We start from the raw sequence: 22,375 nt of genomic DNA, 5'->3' as shown, positions 1-22,375 counted from the left end.
ATTTGGAACCGATTCTGCAAATCAAAAATCTGACCCATACCTACGGTATCGGCACGCCCTTCCAGCGCAGTGCCGTGGAGGATATGAGCTTTGACGTCTATGACGGCGAATTTTTAGGCATCATCGGCCATACCGGCTCCGGAAAGTCGACTCTCATTCAGCATCTCAACGGCCTGCTGAAACCCACCAGCGGCCAGGTGCTGCTGCGGGGGAAGGACATCTGGGCGGAGCCCAAGAAGATCCGGGATGTGCGCTTCCAGGTAGGCCTGGTGTTCCAGTACCCGGAATACCAGCTGTTTGAAGAAACTGTGTACAAGGACATTGCCTTCGGCCCCACCAATATGGGCAAGCGGGGCGAGGAGCTGGACCGCTGCGTCCGGGAGGCCGCCCGCCTGGTGGGCATCCGGGACGACCAGCTGGAAAAGTCCCCCTTTGAGCTCTCCGGCGGTCAGAAGCGCCGGGTGGCCCTGGCGGGCGTCATCGCCATGGAGCCGAAGGTGCTGGTGCTGGACGAGCCTACCGCCGGACTGGACCCCGCCGGACGGGAGAATTTGATGGCCAATATTCGGGACTACCACCGAAACAAGCAAACCACCGTCATTCTGGTGAGCCACAGCATGGACGAGATCGCCCAGAACGTGGACCGCATCCTGGTGCTGAAAAGCGCCCATGTGCTCATGAGCGGCGCCCCGGCGGAGGTGTTCGCCCGGGGGCAGGAGCTGTTGGCCGCCGGACTGGACGTGCCCCAGGTGACCCGCATCGCCATGGCCCTGCGGGACCGGGGACTTGCCATCGACCCCGCCGTGTATACGGTGCGGGACCTGGAGCGGCAGCTCCTGGCCCTGCGGAAGGGAGGGGCGTCATGCTGAAGGATATTACCCTGGGCCAGTATTTCCCTGGAGACACCGTGGCCCACAAGCTGGACCCCCGCACGAAAATTTCGCTGGTGGTACTGTATATCGCCGCGCTGTTCTCTGCCAGAGGCGCGGTGGGCTATGCTCTTTTGGCCTTGTGCCTGGCGGTTTGCGTCCGCATTTCCCGGGTGGGTCTCAAGGCCCTGGTCCGGGGATTGAAGCCGGTGCTGTTCATCATCATTTTCACCGGCATTTTGAACCTGTTTTTCACGCCTGGGGACCACTACCTCCTGGAGTTGGGCTTTTTGAAGGTCTCTGACACGGGCCTTCGCAACGCCGTTTTTATGGTGGTGCGCATCATGCTGCTCATCATGGGCACCTTCCTCATGACCTATACCACCAGCCCCATCAGCCTGACAGACGGCCTGGAGCAGTTGCTGGGTGGTTTGAAGCGCTTCCATGTGCCGGTCCACGAGCTGGCCATGATGATGTCCATTGCCCTGCGGTTTATCCCCACCCTCATCGAGGAGACGGACAAGATCATGTCCGCCCAGAAGGCGAGGGGCGCGGATTTTGAAAGCGGCAATTTGATGCAGAAGGCCAAGGCCCTCATCCCCATCCTGGTGCCCCTGTTCATCAGTGCCTTCCGCCGGGCGGACGAGCTGGCCGTTGCCATGGAGTGCCGCTGCTACCACGGCGGCGAGGGCCGCACGAAGCTGCACATTTTGAAATACGAGCGGCGGGACTATATCGCCCTGCTTTTGGGTGTGCTGGTGGTGGCCGCTGTGCTGGTGCTGCGGCACTTTGGCATTTGAGGCCGTTTGAGAACAGGAACTTCAGAAAAAGGACGAAAAAAGGGGCATTTCGTTATGAAAAAGTCCTTGATTGCGCTGATGAGGTGGACCTTGGTCCTAACTTTGGGAATGGGGCTGCTGAGGTGGAACGAGGACAGAAAACCGATAGAGAGTATTGACTTGGAACCGGTGCGTGTTGATGTGTCCGTGCATGCGTTGGAGGCGAATCTGGCGCTGACTCTGCGGAAGGACAGTAAGGATACGGTCGTATCCATAGAAACCATGATGGGGGAAAACACGGATACAACAGAGCTGAGCGCAGAGGGTGACGGCCGTTATACGGGCCACTTATCGTTCCCACTGGACCAGCGGGGAGCGTGCGCTGTGGAGGCTGTCATCACGCAGGATGGTGCTACGCGGCGGCAAACACTGCGCACCTATGAAGATATTTTCAGCCTTCTGCCGGTGCGGGTCCAGAAGTTCTGGCGAGAGGGACCGAAGTATCAGGAGAATTCATTGGGTATACGCAATGGCACGCTGACTATGCAGGTCTATGATTTGAATGTGGCAGGTATGGAGGGCGGCAGCGGCACGGTTGAACTGAGAGGCTATTGCGGTGGTACTTTGGCGCAGGCAATTTCGGGAGAATGGGACCCGGATAGTGGCCTTTACAGTACCGGAGTCTTGGAAGTGCCCTGTAAGTTGGGAGATACCCTGCGGATCACGCTTTTATGCCAGGATGCCGACGGTGTGGCGTATGAATTCACCATCGGACGGTGGAAAGTCACAACCAGCGGTAAAGTGGAGGAAGTCCCGGAACTTAAGCAAGACATTTACCCCGCACTGACTTGGCCGGAATAAGGAGTTTTATCAACTATGCGCAACATCGCCTTAAAACTGATGTACAACGGTACCGCCTATCACGGCTGGCAGGTACAGAAAAACGCCGTCACCGTCTGCGAGACGCTGCAAAAGGCCCTGGAGCAGATCACCGGGGCCCCGGTGCATCTCACCGGCTGCGGCCGTACCGACGCCGGCGTCCACGCCGAGCACTACATCGCCAACTTCCGCACGGAGAGCCGCATCCCCGTGGAGCGGCTGCCCTTTGCCGTCAACACCCACACGCCGGAGGACATCGCCGTGAAGGAGGCCTTCGAGGTGGCGGAGGATTTCAACGCCATCGGCTCCTGCATCAAAAAGGAGTATACCTACCGCATCTATAACTCCCGGTTCAAAAACCCATTTTATGTTAATCGGTCCTATTTCTACCCCAAGCGCCTGGACGAGGAATTTTTGAACCGGGCGGCCCACATGTTCGTGGGCACCCACGATTTCCGGGCGGTCCGCTCCGTGGGCACGGAGACCAAGTCCACCGTCCGCACCATTTATTACTGCGACGTGGCCCGGAACGGAGACCTTTTGGAACTGAAGGTCTGCGCCAACGGATTTCTGTATAACATGGTCCGTGCCATTACCGGCACGGTGCTGTACGCGGCGGAGGGGAAATTCGCCCCGGAGGACATCCCCGCCATTTTGGAGGGAGGGGACCGAACCGCCGCCGGGCCGACGGTGCCGCCCGGGGGATTGTATCTAACGAAACTTTGGTATGAGGATGAGCGACTGAACAATGGCTGATACGACGAAAGACATCTGGAATGACGACGACGGCGAGGAACAAAAGCCCAAAAAACGGCGGAAGCTGCCTGGCATTTTGCTGTTTTTCCTAACGCTGGCAGCGGTTCTGGGCATCGTGCTGGTGGCGGCCTACCGGGACGGCACTGGCTTTGATGTGCTGCGCCGTTATTTTTCATACAGCCGGGAGGAAAAAACCAGCGGCAACGCCGGATACGATTACGACGCCTCCGCCAGCAACCGCTTTGCCGCCCTGGGGGACACCCTGGTGGTGCTGTCCAACACGTCTTTGCGTCTGCTGGGCCAGGGTGGGGAAGAGGTCTGGTCCGCCAACGTCCAAATGGAGTCTCCCGCTCTGTCCACCGGCGGCGGTCGGGCCGTGGCCTACGATGTGGGAGGCCGGGAGTTGTATGTGCTGGATGCGGAGGGACTGGTGAGCGAGCTCCGGGCGGAGGAGGAAGAGCCCTTCATTGCCGCCTCTCTCAACGAAAAGGGCTGGATGGCGGTGACGGCGGAAAAGCAGAATTACAAGGCCTGTGTCTCCGTCTACAATGCCAAGCTGGAAAAGGTGTTTGATTTCAACTCCTCCCGCCGGTTTGTGGCGGACGCCTGCGTGACAGACGACTGCGCCTTCCTGGCGGCGGTGACGCTGGGCCAGGAGGACGGCACCTTCGTCAGCAATGTGGTGCTGTACGATTTGACGCAGACGGAGCCCGTGGCGGATTACAGCGTGCGGGACGGCTTGGTCATGTGCATCACCCAGCAGAACGGCACGCTGGTGACGGTCTCCGACAATAAGCTGACCTTCGCGGACACCGGCGGCCAGATCGCCGGAGAGTATGATTACACCAGCTCCTATCTGCGGGAATACGACTGCGGCGGCGACGGCTACGCGGTGCTGCTGCTGAACCGTTACCAGTCCGGCAGTGTGGGCCGTTTGGTGACGGTGGGGACCGGCGGGGAGGAGCTCGCCTCCCTGGACGTCCACGAGGAGGTCCTCAGCGTTTCCGCTGTGGGCCGGTATATCGCCGTTTTGTATACGGACAGTCTGGTGGTCTATAATCCGGACCTCCAGGCATATGCAACATTGAAGGGCACCGGCTACGCCAAGGAGGCACTGGTGCGTGCCGACGGCTCCGCACTGCTGATCGCGTCGGAGTCCGCGCGGTTGTTCCTGCCTTAAAAGGGGAACATTGGCCGGGTGTTTACAAAACGTTTACAGGAGGAAAGGTAGGCAAGCATGACGACACCTGTTATAATAGATGCGATCGTGGTAGTGATTTTGGTGGGCTTCACCATATTCGGCGCGAAGCGGGGGCTTCTGCAGGCCCTGGCGGGACTGCTGTCGGTGATCGTGGCCCTGGTTGGCGCCGGCATCATCGCCGCCACCTTCGCGCCGCCGGCGGCCAAACTGGTGTCGCCCTTTATCACCCAACGCATTGAGGAAAAGGTGGAGGAGGCCATGGCCGTCCAGGCGGATGCCGGCGTGCACATGCCGGAGGCAGAGGACTCCTCTGCCATCGGAGAGCTTCTTTCCATTTTAGGACTGGATGACGATGTGCGCGGCTCTCTGACAGAGAAGGTACAAGAAAAGGTCCGCGACACCGGGGCATCCCTTGCCGCGGCTGTGGTGGAGAGTCTGGCACAGTCGTTTATATACGGGGTGCTGTACATTCTCTCATTCGCGGCGCTTTTGCTGCTGATGAAGGTGCTGGTGGGGGCCATGGGCCTGGTTTTGAAGCTGCCGCTGCTGCGAGGTCTTAACGCCCTGGGCGGCGGTGCCGTGGGCTTGCTGGAAGGCGCCCTGCTGCTGTTTTTGGTGGTGTGGGTACTGCGGCGGATGGGAGTCTCCTTTGAAACGGAGGCCCTGGCGGAAGCTCACATCCTGCGTATTTTCACGGCGAACACGCCTTTGGGCGTGCTGTCGCATTTGCAATAAACTCGGAGGTATACGATGCAGCCTACACTTTGCTCAAGATGTAAAAAGAACGTCGCTGTGGTGTTCATTTCCAAGCTGGACGGCGACAAAACGGTCAACGAGGGCCTGTGCCTAAAGTGCGCCAAGGACCTGGGACTGCCCCAGGTGGATGATATGATGAAGCGGATGGGGATCTCTGACGAGGATCTGGAGACCCTCAACAGCGAGATGATGCAGGCCTTCAACGGTGTGGAGAACATCGAGGACCTGCCCGGCGGCGATGAGGACAGCGGCGAGGAAGAGGACGGCAAGACCGCTACCTTCCCGTTTTTGAACCGCCTGTTTTCCAGCGGCGATACCGGCCGGGAAAGTACCGGCGGTGAAGAGCCCTCCGGCGGTGCCCGGGGCGGCCGGGAGAAGGAAATCCGCAAGGACCCCAAGGGCGGAAAACGGAAGTATTTGGAAAATTACTGCATCTCCCTGACCCAGAGGGCCAAGGACGGCAAGCTGGACCCGGTCATTGGGCGGACCCAGGAGATCGAGCGGGTGGTGCAGATCCTCAACCGGCGGCAGAAGAACAACCCCTGCCTCATCGGCGAGCCCGGCGTGGGTAAGACCGCCATCGCCGAGGGCCTTGCCCAGCGGATCGTGAATGGGGATGTGCCCTTCAAGCTGCGGGAAAAGGAGGTCTACCTCCTGGATTTGACGGCTTTGGTGGCCGGCACACAGTTCCGGGGGCAATTTGAAAGCCGCATGAAGGGCCTTATCGATGAGGTGAAGCGCCTGGGCAATATCATTCTCATGATCGACGAGGTACACAACATCGTGGGCGCCGGCGACGCCGAGGGCAGCATGAACGCCGCCAATATCTTGAAGCCCGCCCTGTCCCGGGGAGAAATTCAAGTTATCGGCGCCACCACCTTCAATGAGTACCGCAAATCCATCGAAAAGGACACCGCTCTGGAGCGGCGCTTCCAGCCGGTGACGGTGAATGAGCCTTCCATTGAGGATTCTATTGCCATTTTGAAGGGCCTGGCACCCAATTACGAAAAATTCCACGGTGTGAAGATCTCCGACGGCATTCTCCGCCAGGCGGTGCTGCTTTCTGAGCGGTACATCACGGACCGTTTCCTGCCGGACAAGGCCATCGACCTCATTGACGAGGCCTGCTCCGATTTGAATTTGAAGGACCCGGATATCTCCCGGCGGATGCAGATCCAGCGGGAGCTGGACGATTACGAAAAAGAGCGTGCCATGCTGGAGGAAAAGCAGGAGGAGGGCGGCGAGCCCGACTATGAGCGCATGGCCTTCCTCAAGAGCCGGGAGCTCCAGCTGACGACGGAGCTGACCGCCCTGTGCGAAAAGGGTGACCCCCAGCTCTCCATGGAAAATCTGGCCCACGTCATCGAGCTGTGGACCAAGATTCCCGCAGCACGCATCCGGGAGCAGGAGTTCCAGCGGCTTTCCCAGTTGGAGCAGCGGCTGAAAAGCCACATCATCGGCCAGGACGAGGCCATTGAGGCCGTGTCCGCCGCCGTCCGCCGCAACCGGGTGGGTATTTCTCCCAAGCACAAGCCTGTCAGCTTCATTTTCGTGGGCTCCACCGGCGTTGGTAAGACGGAGCTTGTCAAGCAGCTGGCCTGTGACCTGTTCAACACGCCGGATGCCTTGATTCGGCTGGACATGTCCGAATTTATGGAGAAGCACTCCGTCTCCCGCATCGTGGGCTCTCCTCCCGGCTATGTGGGCTATGACGAGGCCGGACAGCTGACGGAAAAAATTCGCCGCAAGCCCTATGCCGTCATTTTGTTTGACGAGATCGAAAAGGCCCATCCCGACGTGCTGAATGTCCTGCTGCAGATTTTGGATGACGGTGAGATCACCGACGCCCATGGCCGCAAGGTGAATTTCGAGAACACCATCATCGTCATGACCTCCAACGCCGGCAGCGCCACCAAGGAGGGCACGGTGGGCTTTGATCGCTCTGTCAGCCAGCAGGATCAAGAGCGGGCTATGAAGGCACTGCAGCAGTTCCTGCGGCCGGAATTTATCAACCGGGTGGACGCCGTCATCTGCTTCAACCGCTTGACGGAGGAGCACTTCCAGGGCATCGCCCGTATTATGCTGGAGGAGCTGGCAGCCTCTTTGAAAGAAAAGGGCATCGCCTTCACCTATGACGACGCTCTGGTGGCCTGGCTGACTCACAAGTCCTACTCGCTCACCTACGGTGCCCGGAACTTGCGGCGCACCATCCAGAAAGAGGTGGAGGACCCCATGGCCACCAAGATTATCGACAGCTATGAACATCCTATTACCCAGGTAAAGGCCACTGTGGAGGATGAGAAGGTCCGGCTTTACACGCTGTAAACGGAAAGAATGGAGGGGGAAGACGTGAAACTCTTTCGCAAGGACATGGACCCCCGCTGCGCCTATTGCCAGCGGGGCCAGCAGATCAACGAGCGGGAGGTGGCCTGCGTCAAGCGGGGCATCATGATGGTGGAGGACCATTGCCGCTCCTTCCGGTATGACCCCCTAAAACGGGTGCCGCCCCGCCCCGTGTCTCTGGATACGGAAAAGCTCAGCGAGGCGGATTTTTCTCTTTGACAGAACCGGCAACAGGCACCCTGCGCCACAGGGTGCCTGTTTTTACAAAGGAGGAGGTTTTTTCATGAAACTGGAAAAGGTTTGGACCCTGTGTTACAGTGCCACCGGCAACACGGAGAGAACAGTGGATACCATCGGCGGGGAGCTGGCGGCAAAGCTGGGGCTGCCGCTGGAGCGGATCGGCTTTACAAAACCTCTGGAACGCGAAAAGGAATATACCTTTACAGATAGGGACATCGTAGTAGTGGGCACACCTACCTACGCCGGCAAGATGCCCAATAAGCTGCTGCCGGATTTCCAGACCCGCCTCCATGGAAATGGAGCTCTGGCAGTTGCGGCCGTCACCTTTGGCAACCGGAATTACGATAATTCCCTGGCGGAATTGTGCGCGGTTTTGGAGGCGGACGGGTTCCGTACCGTGGCCGCCGGCGCTTTTGTGGGCCGCCATGCTTTCACGGACGAGCTGGCCTATGGCCGTCCCGGCTGGAGCGACCAGTTTGAGATGAAGGAATTTGCGAAGAGAGTTGCTGACAAGGTAAATAACTTGACAGATATTCCGGCTCCGGCCCGGGTCCCTGGCGACCCGGCGGCTCCCTATTACGTGCCCAAGGGCACCGACGGCCAGCCCACCAAATTCCTAAAGGCCAAGCCCAAAACGAAGGCGGCAAGGTGTAACGGCTGCGGCGCCTGTGTCCGCTTCTGCCCCATGGGTGCCATCGATCCCCAGGACCCGGCCCACGTCCCCGGCACCTGCATCAAGTGCCAGGCCTGTGTCCGCAAGTGTACGAAGCAGGCCAAGTATTTTGATGACGAGGCCTTTTTGTCCCATGTGAAAATGCTGGAGCAGACCTTCGCTGCGCCCAAAGAGAATGAGGTGTTTTTGTGAATTTTCTCCGCCGCCTTCTTTTTGTGCTGGTGCTGCTGGCAGCCACCAATGGCGCTTTCGTGCTGATGCTGCTGGGGTCGACGCCCCTGGGTATCGAAGCCTGCCTGCTGCTTTTAGCGGGCTTTGCGTATGTGAACCTGCGGCCCATCCCGCAGACAGCTCCCACGAAACGCATCCATCAATTGGCCGCCGGCTGCGAGCTGCTGCGGCTGTTCCTCATCACTGTGACCATCAATGTGGTCTGGATGCTGCTGTGGCTTCCCTCTGCCATTCGCATGGCGAAAGGCGGCGGCTTTTTTTCCGGGCTTCTGCTGGTGATTTGGATGATCTGCGCCATTCCCATGGCGGTTTTGGAGGCCATCCTGTTCTGGAACGGCATGCTCCGGGTCTATGTGACCTCCGTTCAGCTGGGCTTGAAGCACCGTGTTCTGGCGGCCCTCTGCGGCTGGATACCCTTTTTGAACATCTGGTACTTGGCGAAGATCATCCGCATCACCTCTGATGAGGTGGAATTTGAAACAGAGAAATGGGAGCTGGATGAGGTCCGGGCCGAGAGTGAGGTCTGCAGGACGAAATACCCCATCCTCCTGGTTCACGGCGTGTTTTTCCGGGATTTCCGCTATCTCAACTACTGGGGCCGTATCCCAAAGGAGCTCAAGCGCAATGGTGCTGCGGTCTACTACGGACAGCAGCAGTCCGCCGCCTCCGTGGAGGAAAGCGGCAAGGAGCTGGCCGCCCGTATCCAAAGTATCCTGGCGGAGACCGGCTGCGAAAAGGTGAATATCATCGCCCATTCCAAGGGGGGACTGGACAGCCGTTCCGCCATCGCCCACGCGGGTATGGCGCCCTATGTGGCGACCCTCACCACCATCAATACCCCTCACCGGGGCTGCATTTACGCGGAATACCTGCTGAACAAGGTGCCGCAGGCCGCCCGGCAGAAGGTGGCCGCCGCTTATAATGCCACGCTGCGGCGGCTGGGCGACGAGAATCCAGACTTCCTGGCGGCGGTGTCAGATTTGACGGAGAGCGCCTGCCTTGCCCGGAACGAGGCCACACCGGATATGCCCGGCGTGGTGTATGAGAGCGTCATGTCCTACTGCAAAAAAGCCCGCCACGGAAAATTTCCTCTGAACGCCACGTATCCCGTTGTGAAGCACTTCGACGGGAAAAATGACGGGCTGGTATCTGTAGACTCCGCAAAATGGGGCAGTAAATTCACGCTGCTGGAGTCGGCGGGGAAGCGGGGCATCTCCCACGGCGATGTGGTGGACTTAAATCGGGAGAACATCCCGGGCTTCGATGTGCGGGAATTTTATGTAAACCTTGTGGCAAATTTAAAAAACCGCGGATATTAAAAAATACCAGGCCGGCTAAGCGCCGACCTGGTATTTTTCAGTTGCAGTATTTGCTGTACAGGTCCACGTGGTCGTAGATGGCCCGCCAGGAGCTGTATGCGTTTGCGGTGACGCAGATATACTCCTTGCCTGCGGCATCCCGGCCACAGCTGGCGGCGCAGCTGCCGGATTGGGCCACGTATCCGGTTTTGGCGCCGATGACCTTGATACTGCCGGTGTCCTTGTCCTCAATGCGCCGCAAGAACCAGTTGGAGAGGATCTGCCCCTCCGGGTGTTCTTCCGTGGGAGCGGTCTCATAGGTGCGGGCGTTGAGCACTTCCCGGCACAGCTCGTTTTCCATGGCGGCCCGCAGGAGCATGGCCATGTCGTAAACGGTGCAGAAGTGTTCCGGGTCGTACAGTCCCACGCAGTTGGTGAAGTGGGCGGTCTCGCTGAGGCCCAGCTCCTCCAGCTTTTCGTTCATCAGCACAACAAAGGCCTCCTGGGACCCGGCCACGTAGGTGGCAAGACCCAGGGCGGCGTCGGCACCGGAGGGGAGGATGGTGCCATACAGCAGTTCCCGGACGGAAACGGTCTCGCCCACCTCCAGCCCCACCACGCTGCAGTCGTTGACGTAGCAGTAGTCGGTGATGTCGATGGTCATGGTGAAAGTGTCATCCAGGTCGGTGACGTGCTCGGCACCCACCAGGAGCGTGAGGATCTTGGTCATGGATGCGGGGCTGATCACAGCCCTGGCATCCTTTTCCGCCAGTATGGTGCCGTTTTCCACATCCACCACCACGGCATAGGCGCTGGGGAGCTCTTCCCCCAACTGGATGGTGTCCGCTGTCTCACCGGCGGTGTAAATTGCCGGCGGCTCCGGCTCTTGGGGCGTGACCTCCGCCGGCATGGCCTGGGGCTGGTCCGCCGGTGTTTCGGCCTGCTTGGGCTCCCGCTTGGCCACCCAGGCGCTCAGCAGGAGCAAAATCAATATCAGCAGCAGGAAAAAGGGAAACAGCTGCAAAAACTGCCGCCTGCGGCGGGCCTGCTGCTTTTTTTTACGGACTGCCATGCGCGCTTTGCGCCGGGCGGCCCGCTCTTCTTCTGTCAGTGGGGAGGTGTATTCGCCGTCCATGTTCGCTCTCCTGTCTTTTGCGTGCTTTTTTCATCATTATAACAGACGAAATGGATATTTGCACCACCGGATTTTGAAAATGAAAGAAAAGATTTGTGACCGGGGATATGGCGGGATATTCCCTCAAATCACTGTCAAGCGGGGCTGTTTTTGCATAGCCTGTGGTAAATGCTTTAAGGGGGATTCAATATGGCGATCGTTACCAACTTTTTTGCGGGAGCCAACAGCGGCGAGGGATTCCGTGACCTGTTTTCCCAGGTGGTGGATCTGGAGGATACATACGATCTGATGGTGCTGAAGGGAGGACCCGGTGTCGGGAAGAACACCTTCATGCGGGAGATCGGCCGCACCATGGAGGCAGCGGGCACGCCGGTGGAGTATCTGTGGTGCTCCGGAGACCCGGATTCTCTGGATGGCGTAGTGCTGCCGGAGCTCCGCTGCGCCGTGGTGGATGGCACCAGTCCCCATGTGGTAGAGCCCCGGTATCCGGCGGCGGTGGACCGTTACGTGGACCTGGGGCGGTTTTATGACCTAACGGCAGCCAAGGCGTCCGCGGCGGAGGTGAAGGCCCACACGGCGGCCTATCAGGCGGCATATGCCCGGGCGTACCGCCATTTGAAAGCCGCCCGCCAGGTGGAGTTGGACGCTGTGGGCGCGGTAGCCAAGAGCTTTGACAGCCAGCGGGCCAGACGCCGTGTGGAAGGCATCGCCTCCCGGGAGCTTCGGGGACGGGGCGGACAGCGGGGGCGGACGACTCTACGTTTTTTGGGCAGCATCACCCACAGGGGATACATCTGGCGGTTTGACAGCGTGGACGTTTTGTGCCCCAAGGTATACGCCTTTGCGGACAGCTGGGAGCTGGCGGGGGAGCTTCTTTCCTATCTCCACAAAGCGGCGGTCGGCCGGGGCTGGGACACGATTCTCTGCCTGGCACCGGAGGACCCCAGCCGCCCGGAGCACCTGTTGATCCCCGCTCTGGGGCTGGCCTTCGTCACCACCCGCCCGGGTATGGAGTATGAAAAACGCCCCTACCGCCGCATCCGTTTGGATGCTATGACAGAGGCGGATGGCCGGGCACGGCTGCGGTTCCAGGTCCGAATGGCAGCACTGCTGCGGGAGGAGGGTATCCTGGCACTCCGGGAGGCTAAAACCGCCCACGATGCTTTGGAAGCTGTCTATAACCCCTACGTGGACTTTGACGGTGTCCGGGCCCAAGCGGCTTTGGAGGCTGGGCGGCTTTTGAGCTGGCTGGGACAATAAAGCGGTGCGGGACCTGGCTTGCGCCGGGTCCTGCCTTTTGCCAAAAACCGCCGCGCCCATTGGGCGCGGCGGCAGAAGAAGTTCAGCCCTCTTGATAAAGCTCCAAAATGGCGCCGTCCTTCCAGACGAAAGCCAGCCGGTCAGTCTCATTGTCCATCATGGGACCGCATATAACGCTGTCGGCGTCGGCCACGTACTTTTCCAGGTCGTCCACCTTGTAGGCCACATGGGGATTCCGGTGGAGCACCTCGGGGAAGGGAGTGCCTTCCTCAAATTTTAGGTACTCGATCTTGTAGTCATAGCCATCCACATTGCTGACCCAGAACTTGGCGCCCTCGTTGTAGACCATGCCGGGCTTTTTATTGGTGATGGGGATGCCGATGTGCATGTAAGTGGCGGCCATTGGGATATCCTCCTCTTATTTGGTGTTTCTCAGTTCCTCGTAGACCTCGTAGGCCTGCTGGGCGGTGTAGCCCTCGTGGACCACCTTGCCGATGGCGGCGGCCATACCGGCGGGGCAGTCGGACTGGAAGATATTCCGGCCCATGTCTACGCCGTGGGCGCCCTCGGCGATGGCGCGGTACGCCATTTCAAGGGCCTCCAGCTCCGGCAGCTTCTTGCCGCCGCCGTTGGACATGTCGTCATAGAGGACGGTGGAGTCGTAGGTGACCCGGACACACTTGGCCACCGGGGCAGCAGGGGAGATACAGGAGCGGATGACGCCCCGGGTGCCCATAAGCACATTCACGTAAGGGACCAGGGGCGGGATCACCAGGTCGATGCGCTCCAGGCCCGCTGTGGGGCCCATGATGTAGCCGTGGTCAAAAGCCAGCATGACGGTGTTGCCGGATTTGGGGTCGAACATCCGGGCCAGCCGGTTTTTCATGCCCCAGTCACAGTGGGCGTTGCCCTTGACGTAAAAGCCCTCCTGGGCAGGGGGAACGTCCAGGTGATAGTCGTGGGCGGCCTTGTTGCCGATGTTGTCTGCCATGGGAGGGCCTCCTTACTTCGTGAGATACGGCGTCTTGCAGGGGGCGTTCCACAGCCGCAGCAGCTCGTCGTCCATGCGGGCCATGAACATCTGGAAGCCGGCCTGCTCTTGAACGGTCAGCAGCTCACCCACATAGTTGGCCACGATCTCGATGTTCTGCTCCTTCAGCACCTGCTCACACTTGCGGTAGATAATGAGCTGCTCCATGAGGGTGGTGGCGCCGGAGCCGTTGATGATGAGCATGACCTTCTCGCCGGGCTGGATGCCGATGTCCTTCACCAGGGCGTTGACCATGATCTCGGCGGTCTCGTCGGCGCTCTTCAAGGGCTGGCGTCCGCCGCCGCCCTCGCCGTGCTGGCCCATGCCGATCTCCATGTCGTCCTCTCCCAGGTCGGCCAGGGCCGCGCCGGTGGAGGAATGGGTGGCGCCCCGGACGGCCACGGCCAGGGTGGCCATGTTGTCGGCAAAGCGCTGGGCGATGGCGGCAACTTCCTCCAGACTCTTGCCCTCGGCAGCGGCGGCACCGGCGATCTTGTAGGTGGGGATGCAGCCAACCACCCCCCGGCGGTCGTCGGCGTTCTCACGGGGAGCGTTGGATACGTCCTCCTGGGTGACTACCTTCACGCAGTGGAGTCCCTGTTTTTTCACCTGCTTCATGGTCAAGTTGCCGGTGAGCATGTCGCCGGCGTGGTTCAGCACGATGTACAAAACGCCCTTGCCCTTGTCCGCCAGCTTGATGGCGTCCACGCAGGCCTGGGGGCCGGGAGCGGCAAAGATGTCACCCACCACGGAGATGTCCACCATGCCCTCGCCTACGAAGCCGGAGATGGCGGGTTCATGGCCGGAGCCTCCCTGGGTGACGATGGTGACCCGGTCGGCGTTTTCCAAGGCGTTATTGATGATCATGTTCTCCTCACCCCGGTGGATGAGGGAGCGGTTGGCGGCTACCAGGCCGTCCAGCAGCTCGTCGGTCAGATTGTCAGGGCTGTTGATGAACTTCTTCATTTTCATGGCGGGAGTCCTCCTGTTATATTAAGATTTTAAATAAAGTATTTTTGCTTTATAGTCCTTGCGCTAAACCGCGAATAAACAGGGAGGTAGATACGGCACCCGCGTCGGGCGTGCCGATGGTCTGCTCCTTGTAGCTGCGGGCACGGCCGAATTTGGATACGAACTGCTCACTGGCCACGGCGCCGGCCTCGGCGGCGGCAGCGGCAGCCAACAGGATGTCCCTGGGAGAACCCTCCGCCGCCTGGGCAGCCTCCACCGCGGGAATGAGGGCATCCATCATGGTTTTGTCGCCCACCTTGGCGGTGGTGATGTCCTCCATCTCGGACAGGCATCCGGCAAACATCCGCTTCACGCCGTCGGCATCCAGCTCGCTTTCATCGGGGCCCAGTTCCACGCCGAGACCGCCGATCATGGTGCCGTACAGAGGACCGGCGGAGCCGCCCTTCACCTCCATAATGGCGGTGCCCAGATCGTCCAGGAAGTCCTGGATGCTCTCGTCGCCCCACTGTGGCACCCGATCTAGAAGGAGCTTTGCGATCTTGTTGATGGTGACGCCGTGGTCACCGTCACCGAAGCGGGAGTCGATCTCGCTGAGACGGTCGCGTTGTCCGCCAGCAATTTGGCGGCGCTGGTCAGCATGGCCGCCACAGCGGCCCGGTCCAAGGTCATGTGCATACGCCTCCTATACTGTTAACATCTGTTCGCAGCATAACAAAATAGTTACAAAAGTTAATAAATGACAATCAAATTCTACATATCGATAAAGTAAAAATCAATATTCTATGTAAAAAAGCACAAAAAATAAACACTCTCACAGAGCAGTACGTCTGTGAGAGCGTTACATATGTTACTTTACTCCAAAAGCTGGGATACCAGTTGCTCCCGGGCCACCAGATGGGTGAACAGCCCGGTCCGCAGGGCGCCCCGCAGGGCCCGCACGCTGGTGTTGGCGGAGCATAGCCCCACCACGTTGCGGCACTGGGCCAGGTGCTCAATGGGCAGCTGAATGGCAAAATCGTGGTCGGAGCGGATGATTTGGCCGCTTTCGTTGAAAAAGTACGCCAGCAGACGGCCGCAGGCCCGCTGCCGCTGCAGCAGAGGACCGTACCGGGCCACGGAGGCGAAATCCGGTGTGGAGGGATAGTTGCCGATGTTCACCAAGGCGGTGTCCATCTGCCGCCACTGCTGGTCCATCTGGCGGTACAGCTCCGTGGCGCAGAGGACCTCCTTTTCCTCGCAGCTTTCCGCCAGGGCGGGCAGGTACAGGAAGTGAGGCTCCGCCCCCAGGGCCGACGCCAGGATGCGGACATTTTCATTGGAGTGGTAATTGCGGATGGGAAAGCCCGCGTTGCCCAGGAGGGGGAACAGGTGCTTCACGCCGCTGTGCTTCGGCGGTTCCGCCTCCACCAAGGACACCAGCTGGCCGATGAAATGCCCCCAGCCGATGCCCACCTGTCGGGCCTCCAGTCGCTCCAGCAGTGCCAGTGTTTCCCGGCATAGGGCGAGATTGGTCTGGCCGTCGTCTCCGCCGTCGCTGACCAGGGCACCGCCGTGGAGGAAGGTGGTCTCCGCCAAGCGGCGCAAAAGGGCGTTGGCGGTCTCACCGGGAGCGTGAATGGTGATCTCCACTACCCCCAGCTCCCGGGCCTCACTGAGCATCCTACTGATGAGAGGGCGGGAAACGCCCAGCTCCGCGGCGATGTCGCTTTGCTTTTTGTCCTCCAAATAATAGCGTCTTGCCACCAGTGCCAGCCGCCGCAGCTTGTCCGTCTTGTCCTGCATGGTTTCCACCTCCTTGGTTACATATGTTACAGTATCACAGAAATGTACCAAATGCAACAGCGGCTCCGGGAAAAACGGGAGCGGCGGTATCATTTTGCCGCCGCCTGTGGTACAATGGCACGGAAACAGAAAGGAATCAGAACCATGACCAAGGAAGAAGCTTTAAAAACCTATTTCGGATACGACGCCTTCCGGGGCGGCCAGAAGGAAGTGATCGACGCCCTGCTCTCCGGCCGGGACGTGATGGCCGTCATGCCCACCGGAGCGGGAAAGTCTGTGTGCTACCAGGTCCCGGCCCTGCTGCTGCCGGGAATCACCATCGTGGTCTCGCCCCTGGTGTCCCTTATGCGGGACCAGGTGACGGCTCTGGTGCAGATGGGGGTGCCGGCAGCCTATCTCAACAGCAGCCTCACCTTTCGCCAGTATCTGCTGGCCTTGGACCGGGCCAAGGCCGGGCGGTACAAGATCATCTACGTGGCGCCGGAGCGGCTGGAAACAGAGGGATTCCGGGCCTTTGCGGAAACGGCGGACATCTCCCTGGTGGCGGTGGACGAGGCTCACTGCATCTCCCAGTGGGGCCAGGATTTCCGCCCGTCTTATTTAAACATCCCCGCCTTTGTGAACGCCCTGCCCAAGCGGCCGCCGGTGGGGGCCTTTACCGCCACCGCCACGCCGGATGTGCGGTCGGACATTCTGAAGCTGCTGGAGCTGAGATCACCGCTGTCCGTCACTACCGGCTTTGACCGGGAGAACCTGTATTTCGAGGTGCGCCAGCCCTCCGGCAAGAGGGCGGCGCTTTTGGAGCTGGTGCGCAGCCGGCCCGGCAAGTGCGGCATCGTGTACTGCGCCACCCGGAAGACTGTGGAGGAGGTCTGCGATTTTCTGCGGGAGGAGGGCATCGCCGCCACCCGCTACCACGCGGGACTGGAGCCGGAGGAGCGTCTGCAAAACCAGGAGGATTTCCTCTATGACCGGGCGGCGGTCATGGTGGCCACCAACGCCTTCGGCATGGGCATCGACAAGTCCGATGTCCGCTATGTCATCCACTACAACATGCCCAAGGACATGGAGAGCTATTACCAGGAGGCCGGCCGGGCCGGCCGGGACGGCGCTCCCTCCAGCTGCATCCTGCTGTACAGCAGCCAGGACGTGCGGACGGCCCAGTACCTCATCGAGCACAGTGAGCCCCGGGAGGATCTGGACGCCGTGACGGCGGCCCGTCTGCGGGAGCGGGACAGGGAGCGCCTGCGGCAGATGACGGGCTACTGCCAGACCCGCCACTGCCTGCGGCAGTACATCCTGCAGTATTTCGGGGAATCCGCTCCGGACTACTGCGGCACCTGCTATAACTGCCTGCATAACTTTGAGGAGGTGGACATCTCCCGGGAAGCGAAGCTCATCGTCCGCTGCATCGCGGAGACAGGCCAATGCTTCGGCGCCGGCGTCATCGCGGAGACCCTCTGCGGCGCTGTGACGGACAAGGTCCGCAAGTACCACATGGACCGGGAGGCCACCTACGGTGCTTTAAAGGAACTGACCCAGGCAGAGGTCCGGGAGCGCATCCGCTGCCTGCTGGAGGCGGGGGTGCTGGAGGCCAGTGCCGGTCCCTATCCCGTGCTGCGGCTGACGGAGAAGGCGGAGGACGTGGTGTACGGCGCCGCGCCGCTGCTGATGCGGTCCGACCGGGAGAAACTGCCTGCCTCCCGTCCCATCCCTATGGAGCTGGAGGGGGAGGACGCGGAGCTGTTCCGGCATTTGCGGAGCCTGCGGGCCAGGACCGCCCGGTTCCAGGGCATCCCGGCCTATATGGTGTTCAGCGACAAGACCTTGCGGGAGATGGCGGTCCGCCGTCCCGCCACCATGGCGGAGCTGCGGGCCGTGGGCGGCGTGGGCAGCGCCAAGGCGGAGCGGTATGGAAAACAGTTCTTGGAGGAGATCCGAAAGTTTTAAAACGGCTGTGGGTTGACAGCGGGAGAAAATTCGGATATAGTGTTTTTACAATCAAAATGCGTCCGGTAGGTAAGGCTACCGCAGGGATATGGATCGCTGCCGCAAAGTGATGGAGACATCACGCGATGGTTTGAACAGGGCTTGTCGAAAGCAAGGCATGACCTAATGCGATTTCACCGCCCGGCGAAGCTGAAGCTTGAACGGTGGCAGGTCAAAGACAGCGCAGAAGCAAGACGCATGCCCACCGTTGGGGCATGCGTCTTTTTGATTGATGTTAAGAACAAGTGAGGTGAACGAGATGGACGCGGGCAGTCGAAGGCCAGACAACTGGAAAGCCCTTGACCGGAACAGCCGTCAGGACAGTCTGCCCCCAGGCGTCTGTCCCGGTTAGGCGCGGTTTGTCCGGCCTCCCTGTCGAATGGAGCTGCGGCTCCCGGAAAACAAGGAGGTACGATCATGCTGAAAAACGAGAAGCTGTTTGAATCTGTCCGCCCCGTGGGGGAGGACACTGTGGCTGTCATCATGTGGACGGAGCCGGTGGTACTGCCGCCCCGCTGCCGGGTGAACGAGGCCATTGAGCGCATCCGCCAGGTGGGCCTGCCGGATGCCAATATGAACCACTGCTATGTGGTGGGGGAGGATTACACCCTCCTGGGCCAGGTGGCGCTGCGGGACCTGCTGCTGACCCGGGGCGGCATCCTGGTGGAGAGCGTCATGTCCCACCCCTTTGTCACCCTCCAGCCGGAGGATGACCAGGAGCTGGCCGCCCAGCTGATGGAGGAGTACGATCTGCTGGAGTTGCCGGTGGTAAACGGAGAGAACCGCCTGGTGGGCGTGGTCACCGCTGACGACGCCATGGCGGTTTTGCAGGAGGAGGCCACGGAAGATATGGAGCGCATGGCCGCCATGATGCCCTCGGAAAAGCCGTACCTGGAGAGCAAGGCGGCCCGGCTCTTCCTGGACCGCATCCCCTGGCTTTTGCTGCTGATGCTCTCCGCCACGCTCACCGGCGGCATCATTTCCCACTTTGAGGATGCGCTGGCCGCCCAGGTGGCCTTGACCGCCTTTATCCCCATGCTGATGGACACCGGCGGCAACTGCGGCAGCCAGTCCTCGGTGACTGTCATCCGTGGCTTATCCCTGGGCCAGGTCCGCTTTGCCGACTGGCTGCGGGTCCTGTGGAAGGAGCTGCGGGTCAGCGGCCTGTGCGCCCTGGCGCTGGCGGCGGTGAATTTTCTTCGGCTGCTGGTGATGAGCAGCGTCGGCACCGCTGTGGCGGCTACCGTCAGCTTGACGCTGGCGGTCACAGTCATCCTGGCGGACCTGGTGGGCGGACTGCTGCCCATCCTGGCCAAGAGATTGGGCTTTGACCCGGCGGTGATGGCAAGCCCCCTCATCACCACGGTGGTGGACGCCCTGTCCCTGCTGGTCTATTTCCAGATGGCCTCCTGGCTGTTGGGGATTTAGCGGAAAAAAGCGCGGGAGGCACGGCGGTTACAGACGTATGGAAACGGGCAAGTCAAGCGCCGGGAAAAGAAATGAAAAAAATTTACAAATTCGCAAGACAGTCCATAGGCGGTTGATGTATAATAAAAGCCAGCTATCAGCCAGTGGCTTGTCCGTTGGCTGAAGTATCCAGGAACGGAGGAATCAAGTCAAAATGAAAGGCATTGTAAAGCAGAAGCTGACGGCGTGTGTGCTGGCGGCGGCTCTGGTGGTGGGCATGGTCCCGGCGGCGTCGGCGGCCTCCAGCGACATCATCTATGAAGTGGACCCCGGAGAGGAAGTGGTCTTTGACCGCGCGGACTTCAAAGAGTTCTACGAGGATGAGTGCGACGACACCTTCCGGTATGTGACCTTTGAGGCCGACAGCTCCTACAAGTCCTCCAACGGCGTTTTGTATTACGCCTACGACGAAAAGGACGAGGAATCCTTTACCAAGAGCGACCTGGAGGATTACGACTTTTATTACAGCAAAAGCTCCTACGGCGACTACCCTCTCAACAAGCTGTCCTTCGTGGCGGATGACGATGCCGACGGCGGCAAGGTGACGCTGGAGTTCCGCGCCTGGGGCGATGACGATTACGCCGACGGCGTGCTGGAGATCCGGCTCGGCGAGGCGGATACCAAGAGCAGCAGTAGCAGTAAGGGCGACATCACCTATGATGTGGACCCCGGAGAGGAAGTGGTCTTTGACCGCGCTGACTTCAAAGAGTTCTACGAGGACGAGTGCGATGACACCTTCCTGTATGTGACCTTCTATCCCGACAGCTCCTATAAGACCGCCAACGGTGTTTTGTATTACGCCTATGACGAAAAGGACGAGGAATCCTTCAGCAAGAGCGACCTGGAGGATTACGACTTCTATTACAGCAAGAGCGCCTACGGCGACTATCCCCTCAACAAGCTGTCCTTCGTGGCGGACGACGACGCCGACGGCAGCACGGTGACACTGGAGTTCCGCGCTTGCGGCGAGGATGATTACGCTGACGGCGTGCTGAAGATCCGCATCGGCAAAGTGAGCTCCAGCAGTAGCAGCAGTAGCAGTAAGGGCGACATCACTTATGATGTGGACGCCGGTGACGAGGTGGCCTTTGACCGCTCGGACTTCAAGGAGTTTTACGAGGACGAGTGTGACGATACCTTCCGGTATGTGACCTTCTATCCCGACAGCTCCTATAAGACCTCCAACGGTGTGCTGTATTACGATTATGATGAAAAGGGAGAGGAATCCTTCAGCAAGAGCGAACTGGAGGACTACGATTTCTATTACAGCAGCGACGATTACGGCGACTATCCCATCAAGGGTCTTTCCTTCGTGGCGGACGATGACGCCGATGGCAGCACGGTGACGATGAAGTTCCGTGCCTGCGGCGACGACGATTACGCCGACGGCAAGCTGGTCATCCGCATCGGCGAGGCGGATTCCGGCTCTTCCTCTGATGGCGCCGCCGCAGGCGACATCATCTACCGCATCACCTCCGGCAATTCCGTCCAGCTGAACGCCAACGACTTTGCCCGCTTCATGAAGAAAACGCGCCCCGGCAGCACGCTGGCGTATGTGCGCATCACGGATGCGCCTGCCGTGGGCAGCCTGTACTATAACTTCTTTGGCGCCAGTTCCTACGGGACCTCTTCGGAGCGGATCACAGACTCCACCTGCAAGAGCATTTCCCTGTATTTCAGCCCCTCTTCCAAGAGTGATTACGCTCTTAGTGAGCTGACCTACATCCCCGGCGGCAGCAACTATTGCGAGGAGATCCCCTTCACCGCGTACAGCACGGACGGCGGCTCCGCCTCCGGCAGCGTTCTCATCAGCGTTACCTCCAAGAGCATGTCCGAAATCTACGGCACCACCACCTCCGGTAGCTCCGTGACCTTCCCGGCGGCATCCATCTCCATCGCGGTGGCCGGCGCCACCGGTGACGGCGTTGACTGCATCCAGCTTTTGCAGCTGCCCGCCTCCTCCAAGGGCACCGTGTATGCCGGCTCCAGCAAGAAGGCCACCACCACGAGCCTGTACAGCTATTCGGAAATCAGCTCTTTGCAGTTCGTGCCCGCCAGTGGCTTCACCGGCTCTGTGGAGATCCCCTATGTGGCCTACGGCAGCAGCGGCAGCCCTGTGGCCAGCGGTGTGTTCTCCATCGGCGTGGTGAACAAGGTCAAGACCTTCTCTGATGTCACCTCCGCCACCTGGTGCTATAAGTACGTGACGGAGCTGTCTGATGCCGGCGTTATCGACGGTTACAGCAACGGCACCTTCCAGCCCAACAAGTCGGTCACCTGGGGACAGGCGCTGAAGCTCATTATGCTGGCCGCCGGATACCAGACCCAGGCGCCCACGGACTCCAACGTGTTCAGCGGCTATCTGGCCGCCGCGAAGGCTGACGGCCTGGTCAGCGGCAGCGTGAACCTGAACGCCGCCATCACCCGCCAGCAGATGGCGCAGCTGGCCGCCAAGGCCCTGGGCTTGAGCATCTCCGACCTGTCCAGCGTGAATCCCTTCACGGACACCTCCGACCCCTATGTGCGGGCGCTGAACGCCGCCGGTATCGTGGAGGGCTATTTCTCCAACGGCACCAGCACCTTCAAGCCCAACAACACCTTGACCCGGGGCCAGATCTCCGCCATCGTCTGGCGGATGCAGCAGTACCGGGAGTGACCGCTTCCGTCTCGGCAAGTAAAGTCCCGGGGGACGACGCAAGTCATGCCCCGGGACTT

General features: G+C 60.2%; 21 protein-coding genes and 1 riboswitch. Of the genes, 14 read left to right on the top strand and 7 right to left on the bottom strand.

Annotation, left to right across the window (positions count from 1 at the left end):
- Positions 1 to 2 precede the first annotated feature (2 nt).
- The 10 genes from ACTQ4R_RS11135 to ACTQ4R_RS11090 all read left to right on the top strand — a co-directional run bounded on the left by ACTQ4R_RS11135 (position 3) and on the right by ACTQ4R_RS11090 (position 10,046).
- Positions 3 to 869: an energy-coupling factor transporter ATPase gene (locus tag ACTQ4R_RS11135; RefSeq protein ID WP_441628668.1), complete on the top strand. Its 867-nt coding sequence runs from the start codon at positions 3 to 5 to the stop codon at positions 867 to 869.
- Positions 863 to 1,669, top strand: coding sequence for an energy-coupling factor transporter transmembrane component T family protein (locus ACTQ4R_RS11130; RefSeq protein ID WP_441628666.1), 807 nt, complete (start codon positions 863 to 865; stop codon positions 1,667 to 1,669). Before ACTQ4R_RS11135 ends, ACTQ4R_RS11130 begins: the two co-directional genes overlap by 7 nt.
- Positions 1,670 to 1,723: 54 nt before the next feature.
- Positions 1,724 to 2,509: a hypothetical protein gene (locus ACTQ4R_RS11125; RefSeq protein ID WP_441628664.1), complete on the top strand. Its 786-nt coding sequence runs from the start codon at positions 1,724 to 1,726 to the stop codon at positions 2,507 to 2,509.
- Between the two features lie 15 nt (positions 2,510 to 2,524).
- A complete protein-coding gene (gene truA / locus ACTQ4R_RS11120; protein WP_441628662.1) occupies positions 2,525 to 3,283 on the top strand; it encodes a tRNA pseudouridine(38-40) synthase TruA in 759 nt (252 codons plus the stop codon).
- Positions 3,276 to 4,463: a DUF5711 family protein gene (locus tag ACTQ4R_RS11115; protein ID WP_441628661.1), complete on the top strand. Its 1,188-nt coding sequence runs from the start codon at positions 3,276 to 3,278 to the stop codon at positions 4,461 to 4,463. Before truA ends, ACTQ4R_RS11115 begins: the two co-directional genes overlap by 8 nt.
- Positions 4,464 to 4,520: 57 nt before the next feature.
- Positions 4,521 to 5,219, top strand: a complete 699-nt coding sequence (locus tag ACTQ4R_RS11110) for a CvpA family protein (protein WP_441628659.1) — start codon at positions 4,521 to 4,523, stop codon at positions 5,217 to 5,219.
- A gap of 15 nt (positions 5,220 to 5,234) precedes the next feature.
- Entirely contained in the window at positions 5,235 to 7,565 is a 2,331-nt protein-coding gene (locus ACTQ4R_RS11105) for an ATP-dependent Clp protease ATP-binding subunit (RefSeq protein WP_441628657.1), read from the top strand.
- A gap of 24 nt (positions 7,566 to 7,589) precedes the next feature.
- Entirely contained in the window at positions 7,590 to 7,802 is a 213-nt protein-coding gene (locus ACTQ4R_RS11100; RefSeq protein WP_441628655.1) for a hypothetical protein, read from the top strand.
- 64 nt (positions 7,803 to 7,866) lie between these two features.
- Positions 7,867 to 8,688 (top strand): 4Fe-4S binding protein, encoded by an 822-nt coding sequence (locus tag ACTQ4R_RS11095; RefSeq protein WP_441628653.1) that lies wholly within the window; start codon positions 7,867 to 7,869, stop codon positions 8,686 to 8,688.
- A complete protein-coding gene (locus tag ACTQ4R_RS11090; RefSeq protein ID WP_441628651.1) occupies positions 8,685 to 10,046 on the top strand; it encodes an esterase/lipase family protein in 1,362 nt (453 codons plus the stop codon). The genes ACTQ4R_RS11095 and ACTQ4R_RS11090 overlap by 4 nt, the downstream gene beginning before the upstream one ends.
- A gap of 37 nt (positions 10,047 to 10,083) precedes the next feature.
- Here the strand turns inward: ACTQ4R_RS11090 and ACTQ4R_RS11085 are convergent, their stop codons facing one another.
- Complete coding sequence (locus ACTQ4R_RS11085; protein WP_441628649.1) at positions 10,084 to 11,160, bottom strand: D-alanyl-D-alanine carboxypeptidase family protein; 1,077 nt, start codon at positions 11,158 to 11,160, stop codon at positions 10,084 to 10,086.
- 189 nt (positions 11,161 to 11,349) lie between these two features.
- On the opposite strand from ACTQ4R_RS11085, the gene ACTQ4R_RS11080 reads away from it, so the two are divergent.
- Positions 11,350 to 12,420, top strand: a complete 1,071-nt coding sequence (locus tag ACTQ4R_RS11080) for a hypothetical protein (protein WP_441628647.1) — start codon at positions 11,350 to 11,352, stop codon at positions 12,418 to 12,420.
- Between the two features lie 82 nt (positions 12,421 to 12,502).
- Here the strand turns inward: ACTQ4R_RS11080 and ACTQ4R_RS11075 are convergent, their stop codons facing one another.
- The 6 genes from ACTQ4R_RS11075 to ACTQ4R_RS11050 all read right to left on the bottom strand — a co-directional run bounded on the left by ACTQ4R_RS11075 (position 12,503) and on the right by ACTQ4R_RS11050 (position 16,204).
- Entirely contained in the window at positions 12,503 to 12,823 is a 321-nt protein-coding gene (locus tag ACTQ4R_RS11075) for a hypothetical protein (RefSeq protein ID WP_441628645.1), read from the bottom strand.
- Positions 12,824 to 12,838: 15 nt separating this feature from the next.
- Positions 12,839 to 13,411: a hypothetical protein gene (locus ACTQ4R_RS11070; RefSeq protein WP_441628643.1), complete on the bottom strand. Its 573-nt coding sequence runs from the start codon at positions 13,409 to 13,411 to the stop codon at positions 12,839 to 12,841.
- 12 nt (positions 13,412 to 13,423) lie between these two features.
- Positions 13,424 to 14,422 (bottom strand): dihydroxyacetone kinase subunit DhaK, encoded by a 999-nt coding sequence (locus ACTQ4R_RS11065; RefSeq protein ID WP_441628642.1) that lies wholly within the window; start codon positions 14,420 to 14,422, stop codon positions 13,424 to 13,426.
- A gap of 49 nt (positions 14,423 to 14,471) precedes the next feature.
- Entirely contained in the window at positions 14,472 to 14,936 is a 465-nt protein-coding gene (locus ACTQ4R_RS11060; protein ID WP_441628640.1) for a DAK2 domain-containing protein, read from the bottom strand.
- 5 nt (positions 14,937 to 14,941) lie between these two features.
- The gene (locus ACTQ4R_RS11055) at positions 14,942 to 15,091 is read right to left on the bottom strand and encodes a hypothetical protein (protein WP_441628638.1); all 150 of its coding nucleotides are present in this window, start codon (positions 15,089 to 15,091) and stop codon (positions 14,942 to 14,944) included.
- Between the two features lie 183 nt (positions 15,092 to 15,274).
- Positions 15,275 to 16,204 (bottom strand): sugar-binding transcriptional regulator, encoded by a 930-nt coding sequence (locus ACTQ4R_RS11050; RefSeq protein WP_441628636.1) that lies wholly within the window; start codon positions 16,202 to 16,204, stop codon positions 15,275 to 15,277.
- A gap of 144 nt (positions 16,205 to 16,348) precedes the next feature.
- Between ACTQ4R_RS11050 and recQ the strand changes: the two genes are divergently transcribed.
- The 3 genes from recQ (at position 16,349) to ACTQ4R_RS11035 (ending at position 22,316) form a co-directional block, all read left to right on the top strand.
- Positions 16,349 to 18,154 (top strand): DNA helicase RecQ, encoded by a 1,806-nt coding sequence (recQ, locus tag ACTQ4R_RS11045; protein WP_441628634.1) that lies wholly within the window; start codon positions 16,349 to 16,351, stop codon positions 18,152 to 18,154.
- Positions 18,155 to 18,208: 54 nt separating this feature from the next.
- A riboswitch (M-box (ykoK) riboswitch) is annotated at positions 18,209 to 18,370 on the top strand.
- A gap of 240 nt (positions 18,371 to 18,610) precedes the next feature.
- The gene (gene mgtE, locus ACTQ4R_RS11040; protein WP_441628632.1) at positions 18,611 to 19,621 is read left to right on the top strand and encodes a magnesium transporter; all 1,011 of its coding nucleotides are present in this window, start codon (positions 18,611 to 18,613) and stop codon (positions 19,619 to 19,621) included.
- A 193-nt stretch (positions 19,622 to 19,814) separates the two neighbouring features.
- On the top strand, positions 19,815 to 22,316 hold the full coding sequence (locus ACTQ4R_RS11035) for an S-layer homology domain-containing protein (protein ID WP_441628630.1): 2,502 nt from the start codon (positions 19,815 to 19,817) through the stop codon (positions 22,314 to 22,316).
- The last annotated feature ends 59 nt before the right edge of the window (positions 22,317 to 22,375 follow it).

The sequence above is a fragment of the Dysosmobacter sp. Sow4_B12 genome (genome assembly GCF_052116665.1).
In the GTDB taxonomy this organism is placed as follows: domain Bacteria; phylum Bacillota; class Clostridia; order Oscillospirales; family Oscillospiraceae; genus Oscillibacter.
The sequence above is the reverse complement of the archived record's forward strand: the minus strand, read 5'-3'. Positions and strand labels throughout refer to the sequence as shown.